Genomic DNA, 19,899 nt, shown 5'->3' with positions numbered 1-19,899 from the left:
GTAAGCCCGGACATACATCGGTCGGACATCGGAAAAACCCGAAGGAATCCCCTTCGGGTTTTCATATTTCGCCCATATAGTATGACAGTAATACCCAGATGACCGCATGATAAACAAGCACGCACGAATGGGCCACTCGTCCCCACCATGTGGATTTGTTAAGTTCGCGAGTCGTACGAAGAACCCGAAACGGAGGGGAGCGCCCCTCTACCGAGGGGAACGGCATGACTCTGCAGATGGATCTTCCGACCGCGGACGACTACCCGACCCGTAAGACGACCGAACCCTCCCTGCTCTACCGCCGCGACCCCGTCGCGTGGTCCAGCGGGGACGATGGACCCTTCGAGCCCGACGACCTCAGCGGCTACGAACAGCGCGGATACACCCAGGTCCGGTCCCTGGTCACCCCGGAAGAGGTGGAGACCTACACGACCGAGCTGCGCCGCCTCGGCGACGACCCGAAACTGCGCGAGGACGAGCGCGTCGTCGTCGAACCCGCCTCCGACGAGGTGCGGTCCGTGTTCGAGGTGCACAAGATCAGCGAGGTCTTCTCCGACCTGGTCAACGACCCGCGTCTGGTCGACCGCGCCCGACAGATTCTCGGAACCGACGTGTACGTGCACCAGAGCCGCGTCAACTACAAACCCGGGTTCGGGGGCGGATCGTTCTACTGGCACTCCGACTTCGAGACCTGGCACGCCGAGGACGGCATGCCGCGGATGCGCGCCGTCAGCTTCTCCGTGGCGCTCACCGACAACCACACGCACAACGGCGCGCTGATGATCATGCCGGGCTCGCACAAGACGTTCGTCTCGTGCGTGGGAGAGACCCCGGACAACCACTACAAGGCGTCGCTCAAGAGCCAGCACGTGGGCACCCCGGACCAGGGGTCGCTGTCCATGCTCGCCGAGCGGCACGGCATCGACGTCCTCACCGGTTCCGCGGGCGACGTCACGGTGTTCGACTCCAACTGCATGCACGGGTCCGGCGGCAACATCACGCCCTTCCCGCGATCCAACGTGTTCATCGTGTTCAACAGCGTGGAGAACACCTGCACCAAACCGTTCAGCGCGGGTGCGGCCCGGCCCGAGTTCCTCGGTGCCACGGACACCACCCCGGTCGGACGCTGAGGGGCGTTCTCCTGACGCCGCGGCCGACGGTTCGGGAACCAGGGGCTCAGGAACCCCGACGGTGCCCGAGCCGGGCACGGGGCCGAACGACGATACGCGTGAGGCCCGTCCCCGATCCGGGGGCGGGCCTCACGCGGTACGTGAACCTCAAGAGCGCCCGGCCGGTTCGAGCGCGTTGACCAGGACCCCGGCCAACGCCCCGTGGGCGCGCTTGGTGGCCGGCTTCAACGACCCCACGTCGATCTTGGTGTAGGACGCGCCCAAGTGGTCGTCCCACGGGATGCGCACGATCGCGCGGCAGCGACCGCGGGCCACCCGCTCGGCGGCGTCCACGTCCGGCAGACTGCGCTTGCTCACCCCGTTGACCACCAGGACCGAGTTCGCGCGCAGGGCCGAGTACCCGTTGCCGTCCAACCACTCGAACGTCATGGAGACGGCCCGTTCGGCGTCGGCGCTGGCCGGAGCGACCAGAACCAGCCCGTCGGCGACCGGCAGCGCCCGGGCCACCCCTGTGGCGGCCGGGTCCAGCAGGGTGATGCCGTAGAACGAACCCAGCAGGTCGGTGAGCTGACCGTAGTCGCGGTCGTCCAGGGTCTGCACGTACGGGTCGTCGAGTGTCTGCACGACCTCCAGACCCGTACGGGCGCGACCGGCGTAGGCGCGCATGCTCTCGTACTCGTCGATCGCGTCGGCGTTGGCCAGCAGCGCGGTGAGCGTCTCCGGGGCCTGGGCGCCCACTCGCCGGGACAGCCCGTTGGCACCCGGGTTGACGTCGACCGCCACCACTCGGTCATCGCGATGCACCGCGAGGGTGTGGCCGACCATCAGCGCGGTCATCGTCTGTCCGGCGCCGCCGGTGCAGCCCAGGACGACCAGGGAACGCGGTTCGGCCAGCGGGGCGCGCAGTCGTTCGACGTCGGCGGCGGGCAGGTCCGACCGGATCGGGGCGCCCCCGCCCGTGACGACCTTGGCGAGCCGGCGCCAGCCTCGGGTCCCGCCGGAGTCGGCCTCGGGCTCCTCGGTGGTCGGGGCGGGTTCGGTCAGACGGTCCTGTTCGCCGGTTCCGTGGTCGAGTTCCAGGCCGGGCTTGGCCGGCTCGGGCTCGGGCTCGGGCTCGGTGGCCGCGGGCCGGGGCGCGGGCGGTTCGGGTTCCTCGCCGGGGGGCGGCTGGCCGAAGAGTCGGCCGATACGGCGCGCGTTGTTCGCCACCCGATGGAACACCCCGTCGTGGGGGTCGTGGCCCTCGCGAGGTTCGTGACCGGTCTCGAACCACCCCTCGGCCGGCTCCTCCGTCTGCTCTTCGGCCGGTGTCCCGGCCGGTTCCTCGGACCGCTCCTCCGCCTTGTCGCGACGCCGGGCCCGCAGAGCGGCCGCCTCGGCCTCGGCGAGTTCCGCCTCGGTGGGGCGGACCGGCTCGGGCTCGGGCCGTGGCTTCGGTTCGGGCCGGGGTTCGGGGTCGGGGCGCCTCGCCCTGGGCTTGGGTTCGGGTACGGGCTTGGGCTCCTCACGGACCTCGACGAAGCTGACGAGTTCGCCGGTGCCGTGGTCCAGCTGGGTGGCGGGCTTGGTGGGCTCAACCTCGGCGGCCTCCTCGGCGCGCCGTGCCCGGGCCTCTTCCTCCTCGTCGCGTTCCCGCTTGCGGCGCTCCTCGCGGAGCTCGCTGACGGGGATCACCGGGTTGTCCTTGTCACCGACCTTGGGCTGGTCCGGGTGGCGGCGCTTGCCGTCGTCGAACCACTCGGAGGGGTCGGTGGGCTCGACCGGGCGTTCATCGGCGGGGACCGCGTCCGCGAACTTGGGCCGCGGCGGCGCGGGGGTGTCGGCCTTGATCAGGTGTCGGTCGAGCACGGACATGTGGTTGTCCTGCTCGCCGGTGCCATGGTCCAGCTCGGGAGCCTGGGGACGAGGGCGTGCCGCGTGGGAGACCTGGGGGCCGACCTCGGTGCGCCCGATCCGGTCCGGGGTCCCGACGTCCTCCGGGGAGGTCTCGGGTTCCGGCTCGGTCTCCGGCTTCTCCTCGATCTTGTCCTCGGTGGTCGTGTCCTCGGTGCTCTTGTCCTCGGTCTTCCCCGGGGCCCCCGAGGCGGGCGGCAGCCACGGCGCCGGCGCGACGTCGCGGGCCGCCGAAGGACGACCGGTCGCCTCGGCGTACCGGGCGGCGTAGTCGGACAGGTCCGGGTACTCGCCCCGGCGTTCCTTCTTCTCCAGCTCCCACGGGGAGGCGTGCGGGCGCCCCTTGCGGCGCGGCGCCTCCTTGCGCTCCGGTGCCCTTTCGGTGTCCGTGGCGGGCAGTGCCCGACCGCGGGCCTTCTCGGGCTCGGCCGGCGGACGCATCCTCTCGCGGGCGCGCTCGGGGGCGTCGCTCACCTCGGCGTGCTCGGTGATGTCGGTGGGCTCACCCTCACGTTCGCGGCGGGCGTCCAGGTCACGGGCGACCTGGATCCCCTGTGTGCGACCGCGCAGCCGACGCGAGGACGGGGCCGGGGAGACGGCGTCGCCGAGTTCTTCGCTGCTCATCGCCCCGGTGTCGCTGGAGGCGTAGGCGCTCTTGGAGGTCAGCCCCACGGGTGTCTCCCCGGAGGAGGCCTTCAGCCGGGCGAACCACTCGTCACGGTCGCGCTGCTCGTCCTCCTCGGTGGCGTAGAGGGGTTCCTCGAAGTCGACCTCGTCCTCCTCGGCGCCGGCGTTCGAAAGCGCGCGGTGCTCCTCGTCGGGGGGAGCGGCGCCGGCGCCATCGTCGTGGGCCGGTAGTCCGAACCCGAAGTAGTTGAGCATCCGGCGACCCACCCCGTGGCGCGGACGTTCCTCCTCCTCGTCTTGGCCGGGAGGTCGCGTGGTGGTCATCGCGGCGGGCGCGTCGTCCTCCCGCTCCACGGCCTGCGCCCCGGCGCCGACGGTGACCGGGATCTTGCGGACCGCGATCTGGGCGGCGTCGGCCTTGTGGGGCTCGACCTCGGGAGCCTCCACCTCGGGGGCCGGGATGTATTCGACCGAGTCGTCGACGGGTTCGGGTTCCGGGGCCGCCCGCGAGGCGGCCGGTTCGGGGGTGGGCACACCACGCAGTGGCGGGGCCGCCTCGCGGGCCGCGCGCAGGGCCCGTTCCTCCTCGGAGATCTCGGGGACCGGGGCCTCCTCGACGGAGGCCTCGTGTTCGGCGAGTGCCGCGGCCTCCTCCTCCGTGCGAGCGCGACGCCCGCTACGGGGCAGGGGCAACGGCCCGGCCGCCGGGTCCCGGTGCCACACGCGCACCGCGACCCGCACCTGCGCCGGTTCGTACTCCGGGGCCATCCGGGTGTACACGCGCGCCTCGGCGAGGAAGCGCGCCTGCGAGATGAGCAGTTCGGTGAGGCGTTTGCCCTCGATCACCGGGCGGGTGGCCAGCACGGTGATCACACCGGGCGGGACGACCCACATCACCAGGTGCCAGCCGTTGCCGAACTCGAACGGAGCCCGCAACAGGGTCAGCAGCACCACCCAGAGCGCGAAGATGCCCAGGGCGACACCGAAGGTGCCGACCGGGAGCGGCATGGGCAGCCGGAAATCGTAGAGCTTGTACAGCCGCTTCTCGATACGCCAGATGTTGGTGTACGTGGGCAGATCCACGGTTTCCGGCCTCCCTCGCCTATTCCGTCGGTACGCCCATCGCTCGGGCGATGGCCACCGCGATGACCTCGATGATGCCGGGGACGTAGAAGACGATCCCGATGAAGATCGCCAGGATCATGAACTGCGCGAACCGGGTGATCTCCCTGGTGAACAGGAAGAAGATCGCGACGATGGACACGATGACGAGGAAGAGCGGGCCGAAGAACCCGCGCAGGAACTCCGCGAGACCACCGGTGTCGGGGGCGTTCTCAGCGGGTGTCTCGACCGCCAGGTGGAGGAGGTCCGTGCCGCCGAGGGCCGTCATGGCGTCGGCGGTGGAGGCCAGTAGGGGGAGCATGTCAGGCGCCTCCCTCCGGTGTCGTTACTGGTGTGCGCATGGTCCTTCTCGTCTCCTTGCCTACAGGCCCCGTCATCCGCCGAACGAATGCGGGGCGCCCTGGATGTCACGCACGTACCACTCGTTGCCCGAGTTGACGACCGTGACCAGGTAGTTCTGTTCCATGGCCCCGGCCCCGGCGGCGCCCTCGTCCGATTCGGTGGAGGGCAGGGACCAGGCCACGGTGGCCGCCACCTGTCGTACGTCATCATCTCCGGTCGAGGACTGGGATGGCACGGTGATATCGGACAGTTCGGCGAATTCCAGGGTGTTCGCCGGAAGTGGGGCGATCGTTGCGCCGGGTTCCACGTACCGGTCGAGGTGGCCTGCCTCCCCCGCGTAGACCTCGAAGAAGCCGGAAAGGGTGTCGGTGAGCTGTTCGGCGGCCTGCTCGTCGGTGTCGTAGGACTGCGCCTGGGGCAGTTCGGCCTGGGCGGGAGCGGCCATGAGGGCCGGGCCACCGGAGAGCACCAGGGCGTCGCCGTCGCTGTAGACGGGCACCTGCAGGCTCATGGGTTCGCCGTTGACGTCGGCACGCACCACCACGCGGGCGTTGTGGTCGTCGAGGACGTCGACGGCGACCACCGTGAGGTTGTCACCGCTGAGACTGTCGGCGGGGAGGTTCAGGCCGCCGGTCTCGCCTTCGGGGACGAACGCGGCCAGGTCGGTCTGACGGGCCTCGGGGTCGGAGGTGTCGAGGTAGGTGCCGGCGAAGCGCAGGGCGAACGCGGCGGCGGAGGTCTCGGGGAAGGCCGCGGACTCGGAGGTCTCGGGTTCCTCCGCGGCCGAACCGGGGAGGGAGAATCCGTTACGGATGGGGAACCAGATGCCGTTGAAGATGACGACGATGATGAACGCCCACAGCAGGACGCGCCCCACACCGACCCACCAGCGACCACCCGCGCCCGCGCGTGGAGTGCGGGTGCGCGGGGCATCGAGATCGTGGTCGTCGTCGGCCCGGTCACGCACCTTGGCCATCCCCGCCTCCTGAACACGGTTACGCGCCGACGTTGTCGCCGACGCTTCGGTCATGCCCTTGTCTACCCCATCCCTATAGTGAGGCATTGTGCGGGTTGGGAGCGCCCATGAAGGGACCGTGTTTCCCCATCGGGGGCACATTGCGCCCCAAGGAAGAACCACCCAAAGGGATCAGAGTACGACAATTCTCCACAGAAACCTCTCTGAAGAGGTACAGGTGGGCGCATTTCTGGCCAGACCGTAAAGGGATTAGTCACCCGCTGGAGAGCAAGATGTGGCCTCCGAGCATCTCCCTCGGTACCGAGCCGGGGGCATTCCGGGGGCGAACAGGCCGTCGGGACCGACGACGGGCTCATCCGAAAAGGGACATCCATCCCTCGGTGACCTGCGTCACCCCTAAAATGTCCGGATGATCCCCTCTCGCACGCTTCCCCGCGTCCTCTTGCTCCTCTTCGCCGTACTCGCGGTGGCGCACCTGGTGATCCAACTGCTCGGGATCGACGCCTGGAACCGACCGACCCAGGTCTTCCTCATGCCCGCCCTGCTGTTGGTGCTCGCCGGCTCCACGGGACGACCGCGCGGCAGACTGATCGTCCTGGCGATGGTCGCGCTGGTGTTCTCCTGGCTCGGCGACACCGCCCCGGCCCTCGCTTCCGGCGACACCGCGTTCCTGCTGATGGTGGGGTTCTTCCTGATCGCACAAGTGGTGTACGTGGCGGCGTTCTGGCCCTACCGGAACGACAGCGTGCTGACCCGACGCCGATGGCTGTTGACGCCCTACGTCGGGTTCGTGGCGGTACTGGTGTGGCTGTGCGCCCCGCACGCCGGCGGGCTGTTGATCCCCGTGCTGCTGTACGGACTCGTGCTGGGCACGATGGCCGTGCTCTCCACGGGCTTGGGGCCGTGGGTGGCGGCCGGCGGGGCGCTGTTCCTGGTTTCGGACGCCCTGATCGCCCTGCGCGCGTTCGCCCCCGGATGGGACTCACTCCCCCAAGGCGGGTTCTGGGTGATGAGCACCTACGTCGCCGCGCAGACCCTCATCGTGTTGGGTCTGCTCTCCCGTCCCCGTGCCCGAACCGGCGTCGAGACGGCGGCGTAGTGTGCACGTCATGAACCGACGACTCCGCCAGTTACGCCGCAAGTACCGCAAGGGTCGGCGAAACGAACACCCCGCCCGACGGGCCACGCGGGTGTTCGGCCACTCCGCGCTGGTGGGGCTGGCGCTCCTGGTCCTGTGCATACCGATCGGCGTCGTGACCGAGCTGATCACCGGCGGACTCGAAAGCCCGGTGTTCCTGGTCCCGCTCGGGCTCGGTGTGTTCCTCACCTGCGTGGGCTGGATCATGTGGGGCTCGTGGTCGGTGACCCTGGACCAGTACGAGGACCCCCTCGGTACGACCGCGAAGCTCACCCTGGCGGCCACCGCGGCGCTCGTCCTGGGTGTGGTGTGCTTCGTGGCCGCCGGATTCCCGGTGCTCTTCCCCACCGACACCGAACCACCGGACTCACTGCTCCCCGTGGTCATCGGCCTCGCGGGCCTGGGAGTCTTCCTCGTCGTCGGAACGATCGTCGGGGCGGCCGTCTACGGAGGGATCGCCCTGGGTGGTCCGCGCTGGTGGTGGGCGGGCGCGCTGCTGTGCGCCGGACTGTTCGCGGCGGCCACCGGGATCGCGCTCGAATCGCCCCCGCTGACCATCCCGGGCGTCGTCGCGCTGGTCGTCTCCGTGATCGGTTACCGCCGAGCGCTGAGGTCCGGTCTCAGGCAGGGCAGACCGGACGCCATCGAGTCCGACACCCACCGCAAGCGCCACGCCCCCTGACGCCCCGGCCCGTCGGTGGGTCGACTCTCCTCTGGTGCGACGCTCGCCCGAGTGCCGTTCCTGGTTTCGGACACGCCGATCGCGCTGCGTGTTCGCCCTCCCTCGGACCGGTTTCGAGATCGCGGCGTAGTGTGCACGGCATGGACCAACGACTCAGCCTCCTCACCCTGGGCGTACGCGACGTCGCCGCCGCTGCGGTCTTCTACGAATCCGTGGGCTTCGAACGCCGACACGACCTGGGCTCCATCGTGTTCCTTCCCACCACCGGAACGGCCCTGGCCCTGTACGGATGGGAAGCCCTGGCCGCGGACACGGGACTGCCCGCCCACGGGGAGGGCTTCCGCGGGGTCACCCTGGCGATGAACCTGGACTCGGCCGCCGACGTCGATCGGACCTTCGCCGACTGGGTAGCGGCGGGGGCCACCGCCGTGCGGGCCCCGGTCGCCAAGGAATGGGGCGGCCACTCGGGTTACGTGGCCGACCCGGACGGGCACCTGTGGGAGATCGCGCACAACCCCTCACAGGCGCACATGCGCATCGACGAACACGGCCGCCTGCGCCTGACCCCGCCGGTCGCCCGCTGAGGCGCGGCCTCAGCGGATCAGTTCGCTTCGGAGGCGGCCTGTGCGCCACGAGGGCGAAGGATGAAGCCGGTGAGCGCCATCGACGCGGGCCAGGCGACCATGGTCAGGACGAAGGCGATGGGCCAGGCGATGATGAACTGCTTGGGCCAAGTGACCAGCCACTCCATGGACGGGCCACCGGAGAAGATCATGCCCAGGAGACCCGACATCGTCGCGGCCATGATGAAGGTCATGATGATCTGGGAGAGAAAGATGCTCTTCTTGCTCAACGTCGGTTCCTTTTCAGGGACGACGACGCCCTCGATGCAGACGGTGGCGCCGCCCCTTGGGTAAGAGGTATCGGGCGCCTCGGGTTCGCACCGTCGGGTACGACTGCATCTCAAGAGAGTGAGGGCTGGAATAACCACACCAGCCAAGGTCTTTCAGGCGTCTCCAGGATATCGGATCTCGGTGGTGTTCCACCGACGCGGCCGGATGCACCGGGCGGCCGCCGTGGACCGTGATGCCCGCGCCGACCTCGTCGGCGCTCGGCCACGTGCCGCGGAGGCCGCCCGGTGCCGGGCGAGGTGGGATCAGAACCAGTTCTCGGCCAGCAGCCGGAGTGAGCGTTCACGGACGGCCGGGTCGTAGGCGTAGGTCACGGTGATGAGCTCGTCGGCGCCCGTGCGCTCGGCGAACTCGCTCAGCTGCCGCACGGCGGTCTCCGGGCCGCCCACGGCCTTGATGCTGAGCATCGGGTTGTCCCCGCCCCGTGCCTCGGACGGATCGATCGGCGGCTGGAGCTTGCGGCTCCGGCCACTCGCGATGTCCCCGAACATCTGGACCAGGGTGGTGTACTCGCGCTCGGCCTCGGCGTCACTGTCGGCCACCATGACGTTGATGCCGGCCATGACGTAGGGCTCGTCGATCTGCGCGGTCGGTGCGTCGGCGGTGAAGCTGCTCCGGTAGACCTCGATCGCGGCATCGAGCTGGTCGGGCGCGAAGTGCGAGGCGACGGAGAACGGCAGTCCGAGCTGACCGGCGATGGAGGCGCCGTTGACGGTGGAGCCGAGGACCCAGATGGGGACCTCGGTGCCCTTGGACACAGCCGAGGCGATGGGCGCGCTGCGGCTTCTTCCCTCGTCGCCGAACCACCCCTGGAGGTCGAAGATGTTCTCCGCGAACGCCTGCGGTTCGGCCGAGGAGCGGCTCAGCGCCTGGGCCGTCATCATGTCGGTGCCAGGGGCCCGACCCAGGCCGAGGTCGATGCGGTCACCGTGGATGTTGGCCAGCGTGCCGTACTGCTCGGCCACCATGAGCGGAGCGTGGTTGGGGAGCATCACGCCGCCCGATCCCACTCGGATCCGCTCGGTGACCGTGGCGGCCTGGTCGATCAGCAGCGCCGTGGCGCTGGCGGCCAGGTTCATGGTGTTGTGGTGCTCGGCGAACCAGAGTCGGGTGTAGCCGAGGTCGTCGGCCAGCCTCGCCGCGGACATCGACGCCGCGATGCCCTCGCGGGCCGTCGACCCCTCGGAGATGGAGACGAGGTCGAGAATACTCAGCGGGACTGGCACAGCGTTTCTCATCCTTTCCAGGAACATGGCCGGGTCGGCGAATTCGCCGCCTCCCTCAACCTATCCGCTCCTCGTCACCGTGGTGGTGGGCCCATCGACCAGGTCATCGGCAGGGCGACCGCGACCACCGCTCCGAGCGCGTTCGCCCATGGTTGAATCTCGTGGAGGATTCCGCCGATCGGAACCCCGAACGACGATGCTCCAGTCTTGATGGATCACGGCCAACGGAAAGAAGAGCATTCAGGATGAGTCAGTTAGAGACCGCGACCGGCACGTTCACCGTGGCGGAGATGGTGCCCCAGCCGTTCGAGGCGAGTGTGACCACGGGTCTGCCGAACGGGTACGCGCTGATGCGCAAGGAGTTCCGCGGGGCGATCGACGGCACCGCGCAGACCCAGTTCGTGTACGCGTTCGACGAGGAACGTGGCGGGACCTACGTGGCGTTGGAGTCCTTCGAGGGGACGATCAACGGCCGTGCTGGAGCCTGCAACATCACCCACAGCGCCACGACCTCCGGTTCGGACCGCTCGCACGAGACGCTGTTGATCGTGCCCGGCAGCGGCACCGGCGAGCTCTCCGGCATCACCGGGACCGGCGGCATCGTCATCGACGCGGACGGCACCCACCACCTGAACCTCGAATACCGGATCGCGCCGTAGCGAGGCGAACAGACGGGCGCGGGGTCCACTTCGAGGCCCCCGCCGGTACCTCTCAGCGATGGGGACGGGCCGGCGGAAGGTCCATCGGGTCGCCGCCCGGTCGACCTTCCGCCGAAACGCGAACACCGCCACGAAGGTGTCACGGCCCCGGTGTGTCCACACCGATCCGCGACGGGGAACGCCCGTGGACCCGGGGCTCAGACGTTGAAGCGGAACTCCACCACGTCGCCGTCGGACATCACGTATTCCTTGCCCTCGATGCGGACCTTGCCGGCGGCGCGGGCCGCGGCCATGTCGCCGTTCGCGACCAGGTCGTCGAAGGATACGATCTCGGCCTTGATGAAGCCGCGCTCGAAGTCGGTGTGGATGACACCGGCCGCCTCTGGGGCGGTCGCGCCCTTCCTGATCGTCCAGGCGCGCGCCTCCTTGGGGCCCGCGGTCAGGTACGTCTGCAACCCGAGTGTGGCGAAGCCGACGCGGGCGAGCTGGGCCAGGCCCGACTCGGTCTGACCGAGGGACTCCAGCAGCTCCTGGGCCTCCTCTTCGTCGTCGAGCTCGGCCAACTCGGCCTCGATCTTGGCGTCGAGGAAGATCGCCTCGGCCGGGGCGACGAGTTCCTGCAGCTTGGTGCGCAGGGCCTCGTCGGCGAGCTCGTCGCTATCGAGGTTGAACACGTAGATGAACGGCTTGACGGTGAGCAGGCTCAGTTCACGCAGCCGGTCCAGGTCCACACCCTTGGCCTGGGACAGCGAGGTGCCCTCGTTCAGGATCTCCTGGGCGGCGTTGGCGGCCGCCAGAAGCTCCTGGGCACCCTTGTCCTTGGCGTTGCGCTTGGCGTCCTTCTCCAGGCGCGGGATCGCCTTCTCCAGGGTCTGGAGGTCGGCGAGGATCAGTTCGGTGTTGATGGTCTCGATGTCGCGGGAGGGCTCGACGTCGCCGTCGACGTGGGTGACGTCGGCGTCCTCGAAGGCCCGGATGACCTGGCAGATGGCGTCGCTCTCGCGGATGTTGGCGAGGAACTTGTTGCCCAGGCCCTCACCGGTGGAGGCGCCGCGGACGATGCCGGCGATGTCCACGAAGTCCACCGTCGCCGGAAGGATCTTCGCGGAGCCGAAGATCTCGGCCAGCTTCCCGAGCCGGACATCGGGAACACCGACGACCCCGACGTTGGGCTCGATGGTCGCGAACGGGTAGTTCGCGGCCAGAGCGTCGTTCTTGGTCAGCGCGTTGAAGAGGGTGGACTTGCCAACGTTGGGCAGGCCGACGATCCCGATAGACAGACTCACAAGCTCAGAGTGTATGCGCCCCCAGGGGTGGGCGAAGACCGAGAACATTCGCGGAAACCCAGTGCGCAGGAATGGCTACTCAGAGTAGGTTCGGAGTGCGAAGCCGGGCACCTCGGACGGGGAGACGGAGACGTCCGAACAAGTACACATATCGGACGACGAGGGGATCGGCGACGCCACCACGGCACCATTCTTTGGGGGAAGGGGACACTGTGGTCCACGACCAGCTACGCGCGCTCGTGCGCCGATACCCGATCGTGCGTTTCGCCACCCGCCGCATCCGCGTCCACCTGCCCAGACGACTCGGCGGCCTCGACCCCGCCCGCGTCCCGCCCCGCCACCGCCGACTCACCCTCACGCTCCCTCGAACCGCGGGCGACACACGCGGTCTCGGCCCGGACCGGGTCGAGCTCCGGCTACCGGGCGACCTGACGGTTCCCCGCCGTCTGGCCATCGGAGGACTCTCCCGACACGAACCCGACAGCCTCGCCTGCTTCATGGCGGTCCTGGACCACACCGGACCGGGCGCGGTCCTGGACGTGGGTGCGGGGGTGGGCGTGTACGCCATGCTCGCGGCCGCGCGTTCGCGTCGACCCGTGTTCGCCTTCGAGCCCACGCCCGAGCTCGCGGCGGCCGCGCGCTCGATGTCGTCGGCGGCCCACCTCGGTTTCGGCGTGGTCGAACTGGCCCTGAGCAACCACAACGGCACGGCCCGACTCCAACGGGCGCTGCACAACGACATGTGCAACCAGGTCGTGCGCAACGGACGCCCCGGTCTGCACCACCTGACCGTGGAGGCCTCGACCCTGGCCCGGTGGAACGAGTCGGCGGGCAGTGTCCCCACCATGGTGAAGATCGACACCGCGGGGAGCGAACCCGAGGTGGTGACCGGTGGGCTGGAGATCCTGCGCCGTTTCCGACCCTGGATGCTCGTCAAGGTCAGGCCCGATCGCGGTCTGGAGGAACGCCTGATGGCCCTCGTGGAACCGTTGGAATACCTGTGGTTCCCGGTGGCCGGGGAGCCGCCCTACGACCCTCGCACCCAGATCTGCGGGCGCGCCTCCCCCGCTTGGGAGCGGATGTGGTTGCTCGCCCCCGAGGAACCACCGGAGGCGTTCTGGGGGTCGCTGCGCGAGTGGCGCACCGCCCTGGAGTCGTGCGGAGGTGCCGCGAACTGACCGATGCGCGCCCGTCGGGGGACGGCCCCGGCGGACACGTCGGCACTAGATCCAACCGTCCGGCGCCGAAATCAGACCTGGCAGGTCGTCCCGGTGGACGCGGCGTCCGGCGCCCTCGACGGTGCGCATGGTGAACCCCTTCTCGGGGAGGGTCCGCGCCCCGTCCGAACCGAACGGTTCGACACCCTGTGGAAAACGTCCGCCTTCGGCCACATCCCCGCGCTCTCTACGGGAACATGGGCCCCATGGACGGCCTTCTACTCGTACTCATGCTCCTCATCGGTATCGCCATCGGCGTCGGAGTGGGCCTGGCCCTGGCTCGCGGGCGCGACGCCCAGGTCCGGGCCGACGCCCGAGCGGCGGAGGAACGCGCCGCCTACGTGGAGGAACAGCTCGCGGACCGGTTCCGGGCGATGTCCTCGCAGGCCCTGGACCAGACCAACCAACGATTCATGGAGTTGGCCGAGGGACGACTGCGGGCGGTCAGCGCCGAGGCGGGCGGTGACCTGGACGAGCGGCGCCGGGCGATGGAACGGATGGTCGAGCCGCTCACCCAGACCCTGAGCCGAGTGGAGGCCCAACTGCGCGAGGCGGACTCCGGGCGGGCCGCGGCGCACGCCGAGCTCGCCAAGCAGGTCGAACTCGTGCGCGAGGGCTCTGAGCGTCTGCGCGGCCAGACCCAGTCCCTGGTGACGGCGCTGCGGCGGCCCGAGGCGCGTGGCCGGTGGGGCGAGCTGCAACTGCGCCGGGTGGCGGAACTGGCCGGGATGGCCGCGCGCTGCGACTTCCAGGAACAGGCCGTGGCGGGCGCGCACCGCCCCGACATGGTGGTGCGGTTGGCCGGCGGCAAGAACATCGTCGTGGACTCCAAGGTGCCGCTGGCCGCCTACCTGGACGCGGTGGAGGCCGGTGAGGGTCCGGGCGCGGAGGAGCGGCTGCACGCGCACGCCAAGCACCTGCGCACCCACGTGGACCAGTTGGCCGCGAAGTCGTACTGGGCGTCGTTCACCCCGTCGCCGGAGTTCGTGGTGCTCTTCATCCCGGGGGAGGCGTTCCTGGCGCCGGCGTTGGAACGCGACCCTGGGTTGTTGGAGGAGGCCATGGCCCGGCGCGTGCACATCGCGACGCCGACCACGCTCATCTCGCTGTTGCGGACCGCGCAGTACGCCTGGCAGCAGGAGGCGTTGAGCGAGAACGCCCGCGAGGTGTTCGATCTGGGCAAGCAGTTGCACGGCCGGTTGTCGACCCTGGGTGGGCACGTGGAGGGACTGGGCCGGGCGCTGACCCGGACGGTGTCCGCCTACAACCAGACGGTGGGTTCCCTGGAGAGCCGGGTGCTGGTGACCGCGCGTCGGTTCGGCGAACTGGGGTTGGTCGACGGCGAGCTGGACCGGTTGTCGGGACTGGAGGAGCGTCCGCGCGGGGTGTCCGCACCGGAGCTGAGCGAGAACGGGATCGACGGGGTCACCGCGAACGGGACCGGTCCAGGTGCGGCGACGATCTGAAGCACGGGCCGGACGCCAACGACTCGGGCGTCCGTGGCGTGTCCGACACGAACTCCCCCCATTCCGACGACATTCGGTGTGCGAGTAACGGATAGATGGGCATGACCCAAACCGGGACCAAGAGGTTCGGCCACAGAGGGTGACGAACCACCCGAGTCGGGGGAACCGCCCCGAACCAGTTGGGGTCATCTCGGCGTCCAAGGGGTGGAAGGCACGATAATCCCGGAACGGGCAAGTGGCCGAAATGACAACACGATCCCGTGAAAGACACCCGGAGACTCACTAGAAGTGACACACTGAACACTGTGAGTAACAGACTTGGGAGGCGCACGACCATGCCCCCACGCAAATCGGACGGTCCGGAGCCAGGACAGGCCCCGTATTTCGTGCGGACCAACGGTCGTGGTCGTGACGTTCCGAACGTGTCCAGGACACGCGGCCGACCCACGACCACCAAGGACACCACCACCGGGCGAGGTGGTCCGGGTGGGACCACCTCGCCCGGGACCCTTGCGCCGCCCCGGCTGACCGGACGCGGCGCGGTCCTGATCATCGTCCTGGGCAGCTTCGCCGGAACGATGATCGCGAACCTGGCCTCCGTTCCGGCGGTTCCCGGCATCATCTTCACACTCGCCTGCCTGGCCACCGCCGCTCTGGTCCGCCCGGCCGACCTGCTCTCGCTGTCGGTGAGTCCGCCGATCGCCTACTTCGTCGCGGTGATCGCCGCCGAGAGCGTGCTCGCCGTCGGCAACGAGGGGTTCGCCCGGGTTCTCATCCTGGGGCTGGCCTCCCGGCTCGCCGAGGTCGCGCCCTGGCTGTTCCTGGGGACCGCGCTCGTGCTGGTCATCGCCGTCTTCCGGGGTCTGCCCGGTAATCTCCGTTCCCTGGGCGACGAACTCAACGGGCGCGGCTGAGCGATCCCCGGCCCCCGGTGAACGTCAGAACGGGGTATCGGGGTCGGCGGGCGCGTCCACGCGTCGCTCATCCATCGCGGCGGCCAGCTTGGCGCGGGCGCCCTCCAGCCAACGCTCGCAGATTCGCGCCAACTCCTCCCCGCGCTCCCACAGGGCGAGGGACTCCTGGAGGGTCAGGCCACCCGACTCCAGCTTCCGAACCACGTCGTTCAGCTGCTCCCTGCTCTCCTCGTAGCTCGGTTCCGGGCCCTCGTTCGTCTCGGTCATGCCTACTCCCCCTCGGTGTTCTCGGTCGTGGTCTTCTCAGCGGCGCCCTTGGTTCCGCCGTCCTTCGCGCCGGTGGTCCCGCCGCCGGTCCCGCCGGTCCTCTTCGCCGTGCCGGACCTCTTGGCGGGGCGCTTGCGGGCCGTGGTCCCCTTGGCGTCCTTGGGCTTCGCGGGGGCCTTCTCCCGGGCCTCCCCCGCCTCTTCGGCCACCTTCTCGGTCGGTTCCGGGCCGGCCGCGGGATCGGTGTCCACCTCGTCCACGGTGGCGGTCAGACCGTCCTCGGCGAAGCGCAGACGCAGCTTCTCGCCCAGCTCGGGCTCGGTCGCCGAACGCACCACCGAACCGTCCTCGCGCTGCACGATCGCGTACCCACGGGCCAACGTGGTGGCCGGGGACAACGCGTGCAGGCGCGCCTCGGTGTGCCCGAGTCCCTCCTTGGCCCGGTCCAGCGAGATCGTCAGGCTGCGTCGGGCCCGGTCTCGCAGCTCCAACACCTGCTCCGTGAGGCGTTCGGTCTCGCGAACCGGATCGGCCAGCACCGGGCGGGCCCGGATCCCCGCCAGCCAGGTGAGTTCGCGTTCCAACCCGCCACCGATCACCCGGCGACCGCGGTCGCGCAGCTGTCGGATGATCTCCAGCTGCTCCCCCACGTCCGGAATGGTCTTCTTGGCGGCGTCGGTGGGGGTGGAGGCGCGCACGTCGGCGACGTGGTCCAGCAACGGAGTGTCCTGTTCGTGCCCGATCGCGCTGACCACGGGTGTGGCCGCCGCGGCGACGGCGCGCACCAACGCCTCGTCGGAGAAGGGCAGCAGGTCCTCCATGGAGCCGCCACCACGGGCGATGACGATGACGTCGACCTCGGGGCGCGCGTCCAGGTCCCGTAGGGCCTCGATGACCTCACGGGTGGCTCGGTCGCCCTGCACGGCCACCGGACGCACCTCGAAGCGCACCGCGGGCCAACGGCGGCGCCCGTTCTCCAGGACGTCGCGCTCGGCCGCCGAGTCCCGACCACAGATCAGCCCCACGGTGTTGGGCAGGAACGGCAGGGGGCGCTTGCGCTCGGAGGCGAACACGCCCTCGGAGGTGAGGGTTCGGCGCAGCTGTTCGAGCCGTGCCAGTAGCTCACCGACGCCGACGTGTCGGATCTCCCTGGCACGCAGCGAGAACGTGCCCCTGAGCTGGTAGAAGTCGGGCTTGGCGTGGACGACCACGCGGTCGCCGGGCCCTGGTGGTGGATCCTGGCGGCGCAGTACGGCGGTCTCACAGATGACCCGGACCGAGGCGTTGGCGACGGGGTCGCGCAGCGTCAGATAGGTCATCCGGCCACGCGAGTTGAGTTCGGCGACCTGACCCTCGACCCAGATCGCGCCCAAGCGGTCGATCCAACCCCCGACCGCTTGGAGCACGGCCCGGACCGGCTGCGGTGACTCCGCGGAACTCTCCATACCCATGGCTCCAGAGCCTAGGCCAGGGTGGCGACAGTTCCCGATTCGTCGGGCTCGGCGGTTCGGCGCGACCCGGTCGGCCGACGTGGGACGCCGGCGCACGGCGGAGGTCGCGAAGAAGGACGGGAAGCGCGCGACCGCGCGGATCCGGCGCGGGCTGGTGAGTACGAAGCGCAGGCCCGCGCCGGGTTCGGGGGCGAGGGGTGGTCGGTGTGATGGTGTGCTTGGGGGATGTGGGTGTAGGCGGGGACGGTGGTCAGGCCCGGCCGAACGCGTCGGCGTGGTCGCGGGCGAAGTCGGTGACGTCGCGAGGGGGACGTCCGGTCAGGTCGGCGACGCCGGTGTGCACCTCGGCGGCCTCTCCCCTGGCGTAGTGGGCGTAGTCCTCGACGAGGCCCGCCAACTGCCACGGCGGAAGCACACCCGCGAGCGCTTCGGAGAACCGCTCGTCGGTCGCCTCGTGGAAGGCGATCTCCCGCCCGGTGGCCGAGGACAGGGCACGGGCGATCTCGTCGTGGGTCACGGCCCTGGGTCCGGTCAGGGTGTGGATCCGGCCCGAGTGCCCCTCCCCGACCAGTGCCTCGGCCGCGGCGGCCGAGATGTCGCGGGTGTCGATCGCGCTCACGGCCGCGCCACCGATGGGAGCGGCGAACCACCCCTGCTCGATGGTCGCGGCGAAGCCGAGCAGGGCCTGCAGGTAGAGGTTGGGGCGCAGCACCGTGTGGTCGATGCCCGACCGCCGCACGTGCTCCTCGACCTCGGCGTGCCAGCGCAGGAACCGCACCGGTGAGTCGAGGCGGGCGGCGTACTGGGAGAGCAACACGAGGCGGCGCACACCGAGCTCGTGGGCGAGGTCGACGAACCGGATCTGGAGGTCGGCGGCGCCCTCCTCGGAAGGGCTGTTGAGGAAGGCCGTGTCGACGCCTTCGAGGGCCGCGGCGACCGATTCGGGGTCCTTGAGGTCGGCGACGACGGTCTCGGCGCCGGGCACGGAGCGTCGGGGGTCGCGGGTCATGGCGCGGACGGTGGCGCCGCGCGCCTGGAGTTCGGGGATCAGGGCCGAACCGATGGTTCCGGTGGCTCCGGTCACGAGCACGGTGGGCGGGTTCATCGCGAGGGTCTCCTTCTGCGTGGGTGGCATCACTACTCAATAGTGAGTAGTCACTATCAATAGGCGAAAAAAGGCGGGCCCGGCCCGCCACGGGAAAGGTTCAGTTCCCGGAGGACAGGAAGCGTTCGGCCCACTCGTCGGACTCGGCACGGCCGGGCAGCCCGATCGAGGCGGCCACCATGTAGAGCATTCCGTCGGCGAAGAATTCGTGCGCCTGGTCGGTGTCGACCTTCGGCAGCGCCTCGAAACGCTCGAAGACGTCCCGCGTCCACTCGTGCATCACGTCGCGGATGTCGGGATCGTTGGCGGCCGCGTACCCCTGGAGCAGGATGAGCATCACCTCGCGGCGCTCCATCAGCACGCCCCAGCCGTCCGACATGACCTGCAAGGGATCCTCTTCGGCCCTCTCCCCCGGAACGAGCATCTCCCGCTCGATGTCGGCGAAGGTCTTCTCCAGCACCGCGACGAAGAGTTCCTTCTTCGTGGAGTAGACCCGGAAGAGGTTGGGGTGCGAGATCTCGACGTCCTTGGCGATGGCCACGGTCGAACCACCGTGGAACCCCTTGTGACTGAACTCCTTCAGCCCCGCCGCGAGGATCTGCTCGCGGCGCCGTTCGATTCCGACCCGTGGTCTCCGCCCTGTCGTCATGTTTGATAGTAAACACTCACTACCAAATAGACGTCAACCCCTCGGAGCAACGAAAAAGGGGCGAGGGATCGGATCCCTCGCCCCATCTTCCGCTTCCGCGAAACCGCACTCAGGCCCCGGCTTCCGCCTCCAGCTTGGCGATGCGGTTGTCGTACATCTTGATGAACTCGGGACGACCCTGGTGGGCCACCTCGTAGGCGCGCAGGTCGCGCACCTGTTCGATGGTGAGCTTGCGCAGGCGGGCCCGGATCGACGGCAGGGTGAGCTCGTCGTAGGTCGGGACGGCCAGGTCCTCGACCGCGGGGGCGTTGCCCTTGCGGACCTTCTCCAGGACCTCGTCGCTGGCGACGGTGGTGTGCGCCTCGGCGGCGCTGAGCTCCTCGGCCAGCGCGGAGCCGTCCTCGGCGAGGTCGGCGGTGGCGGGGACGGAGGGTTCTTCCCGGAGCTCCTCGACCAGCTTGGCGGCCTCGGTGGTCTCGGTGACCTCGGTGGAGTCCGCCTCGGGGGCGGGGGTCCCCGTGGGAGCGGTGGCCTCGACGACCGGCTCGGGCTTCTCCTCGACCTCCACTTCGGCCTTCTCTTCGGTGGGCTTCTCCTGCTCCGGAGAAACCTCGGAGGTGGTCTCCACCTCGGCGCTCTCCTGCGCCGTGGTCTCGGACGCGGGGGCTTCGTCCTTCTTCTCCGGCTGCTCCGGAACGGTCGTGACGACCGGGTCCTTACGCCCGAAGATGCCCTTGATGAAGGAGGTCAGCTTCGTGGCGATGGTCGGGTTCGACATAGGACGGGGGCTCCTGATGCTCTCGGCGTTGGGCCGGCGGCGCGCGTCCAGCAAACCAGG

Annotated in this window: 19 protein-coding genes; 8 read left to right on the top strand and 11 right to left on the bottom strand. The window is 69.6% G+C overall.

The annotated features are described in order from the left end of the window. Window positions 1-224: 224 nt before the first annotated feature. A complete protein-coding gene (thpD, locus tag ACWGSK_RS10895) occupies window positions 225-1,130 on the top strand; it encodes an ectoine hydroxylase (RefSeq protein ID WP_358514704.1) in 906 nt (301 codons plus the stop codon). A 147-nt stretch (window positions 1,131-1,277) separates the two neighbouring features. Here the strand turns inward: thpD and ACWGSK_RS10890 are convergent, their stop codons facing one another. The 3 genes from ACWGSK_RS10890 to ACWGSK_RS10880 all read right to left on the bottom strand — a co-directional run bounded on the left by ACWGSK_RS10890 (window position 1,278) and on the right by ACWGSK_RS10880 (window position 6,090). Further along, on the bottom strand, window positions 1,278-4,733 hold the full coding sequence (locus ACWGSK_RS10890; RefSeq protein ID WP_452455742.1) for a TcpE family conjugal transfer membrane protein: 3,456 nt from the start codon (window positions 4,731-4,733) through the stop codon (window positions 1,278-1,280). 19 nt (window positions 4,734-4,752) lie between these two features. After that, window positions 4,753-5,073: a hypothetical protein gene (locus tag ACWGSK_RS10885; protein WP_304074832.1), complete on the bottom strand. Its 321-nt coding sequence runs from the start codon at window positions 5,071-5,073 to the stop codon at window positions 4,753-4,755. Between the two features lie 72 nt (window positions 5,074-5,145). Next, window positions 5,146-6,090 (bottom strand): conjugal transfer protein, encoded by a 945-nt coding sequence (locus ACWGSK_RS10880; RefSeq protein ID WP_358514709.1) that lies wholly within the window; start codon window positions 6,088-6,090, stop codon window positions 5,146-5,148. Window positions 6,091-6,499: 409 nt separating this feature from the next. Here ACWGSK_RS10880 and ACWGSK_RS10875 point away from each other — a divergent pair, with 409 nt between their 5' ends. From ACWGSK_RS10875 to ACWGSK_RS10865, 3 genes are all read left to right on the top strand, one after another. Next, window positions 6,500-7,189, top strand: a complete 690-nt coding sequence (locus ACWGSK_RS10875; protein WP_452455741.1) for a lysoplasmalogenase — start codon at window positions 6,500-6,502, stop codon at window positions 7,187-7,189. Between the two features lie 10 nt (window positions 7,190-7,199). Further along, the gene (locus tag ACWGSK_RS10870) at window positions 7,200-7,910 is read left to right on the top strand and encodes a hypothetical protein (RefSeq protein WP_452455740.1); all 711 of its coding nucleotides are present in this window, start codon (window positions 7,200-7,202) and stop codon (window positions 7,908-7,910) included. Between the two features lie 140 nt (window positions 7,911-8,050). After that, entirely contained in the window at window positions 8,051-8,494 is a 444-nt protein-coding gene (locus ACWGSK_RS10865; RefSeq protein ID WP_452455739.1) for a VOC family protein, read from the top strand. A gap of 17 nt (window positions 8,495-8,511) precedes the next feature. Here the strand turns inward: ACWGSK_RS10865 and ACWGSK_RS10860 are convergent, their stop codons facing one another. Beyond that, window positions 8,512-8,763, bottom strand: coding sequence for a DUF2798 domain-containing protein (locus ACWGSK_RS10860; protein ID WP_452455738.1), 252 nt, complete (start codon window positions 8,761-8,763; stop codon window positions 8,512-8,514). A 303-nt stretch (window positions 8,764-9,066) separates the two neighbouring features. Further along, window positions 9,067-10,047 (bottom strand): LLM class flavin-dependent oxidoreductase, encoded by a 981-nt coding sequence (locus tag ACWGSK_RS10855; RefSeq protein ID WP_358508745.1) that lies wholly within the window; start codon window positions 10,045-10,047, stop codon window positions 9,067-9,069. Between the two features lie 245 nt (window positions 10,048-10,292). Between ACWGSK_RS10855 and ACWGSK_RS10850 the strand changes: the two genes are divergently transcribed. Continuing rightward, complete coding sequence (locus ACWGSK_RS10850; protein WP_358508747.1) at window positions 10,293-10,706, top strand: DUF3224 domain-containing protein; 414 nt, start codon at window positions 10,293-10,295, stop codon at window positions 10,704-10,706. Window positions 10,707-10,903: 197 nt separating this feature from the next. On the opposite strand, the gene ychF is transcribed toward ACWGSK_RS10850, so the two are convergent. Next, on the bottom strand, window positions 10,904-11,992 hold the full coding sequence (gene ychF / locus ACWGSK_RS10845) for a redox-regulated ATPase YchF (protein ID WP_358508748.1): 1,089 nt from the start codon (window positions 11,990-11,992) through the stop codon (window positions 10,904-10,906). A gap of 212 nt (window positions 11,993-12,204) precedes the next feature. On the opposite strand from ychF, the gene ACWGSK_RS10840 reads away from it, so the two are divergent. From ACWGSK_RS10840 to ACWGSK_RS10830, 3 genes are all read left to right on the top strand, one after another. Next, window positions 12,205-13,170, top strand: coding sequence for an FkbM family methyltransferase (locus ACWGSK_RS10840; protein ID WP_452455737.1), 966 nt, complete (start codon window positions 12,205-12,207; stop codon window positions 13,168-13,170). 245 nt (window positions 13,171-13,415) lie between these two features. After that, the gene (locus tag ACWGSK_RS10835; RefSeq protein WP_452455736.1) at window positions 13,416-14,675 is read left to right on the top strand and encodes a DNA recombination protein RmuC; all 1,260 of its coding nucleotides are present in this window, start codon (window positions 13,416-13,418) and stop codon (window positions 14,673-14,675) included. A 335-nt stretch (window positions 14,676-15,010) separates the two neighbouring features. Beyond that, entirely contained in the window at window positions 15,011-15,589 is a 579-nt protein-coding gene (locus tag ACWGSK_RS10830) for a DUF6542 domain-containing protein (RefSeq protein WP_452455735.1), read from the top strand. Window positions 15,590-15,613: 24 nt separating this feature from the next. Here ACWGSK_RS10830 and ACWGSK_RS10825 read toward each other — a convergent pair whose 3' ends face one another. The 5 genes from ACWGSK_RS10825 to ACWGSK_RS10805 all read right to left on the bottom strand — a co-directional run bounded on the left by ACWGSK_RS10825 (window position 15,614) and on the right by ACWGSK_RS10805 (window position 19,839). Continuing rightward, entirely contained in the window at window positions 15,614-15,856 is a 243-nt protein-coding gene (locus ACWGSK_RS10825) for an exodeoxyribonuclease VII small subunit (protein WP_452455734.1), read from the bottom strand. A 2-nt stretch (window positions 15,857-15,858) separates the two neighbouring features. Beyond that, window positions 15,859-17,307, bottom strand: a complete 1,449-nt coding sequence (xseA, locus tag ACWGSK_RS10820) for an exodeoxyribonuclease VII large subunit (protein WP_452455733.1) — start codon at window positions 17,305-17,307, stop codon at window positions 15,859-15,861. Window positions 17,308-17,557: 250 nt separating this feature from the next. Next, window positions 17,558-18,442: an SDR family oxidoreductase gene (locus ACWGSK_RS10815; protein WP_452455732.1), complete on the bottom strand. Its 885-nt coding sequence runs from the start codon at window positions 18,440-18,442 to the stop codon at window positions 17,558-17,560. A 70-nt stretch (window positions 18,443-18,512) separates the two neighbouring features. Continuing rightward, window positions 18,513-19,061 (bottom strand): TetR/AcrR family transcriptional regulator, encoded by a 549-nt coding sequence (locus ACWGSK_RS10810; RefSeq protein ID WP_358508761.1) that lies wholly within the window; start codon window positions 19,059-19,061, stop codon window positions 18,513-18,515. A 109-nt stretch (window positions 19,062-19,170) separates the two neighbouring features. Continuing rightward, window positions 19,171-19,839: a hypothetical protein gene (locus ACWGSK_RS10805; protein WP_452455731.1), complete on the bottom strand. Its 669-nt coding sequence runs from the start codon at window positions 19,837-19,839 to the stop codon at window positions 19,171-19,173. Between the last annotated feature and the right edge of the window lie 60 nt (window positions 19,840-19,899).

Source organism: Nocardiopsis sp. NPDC055551 (assembly GCF_053619415.1).
This window is presented reverse-complemented; position numbering and strand designations above follow the sequence as displayed.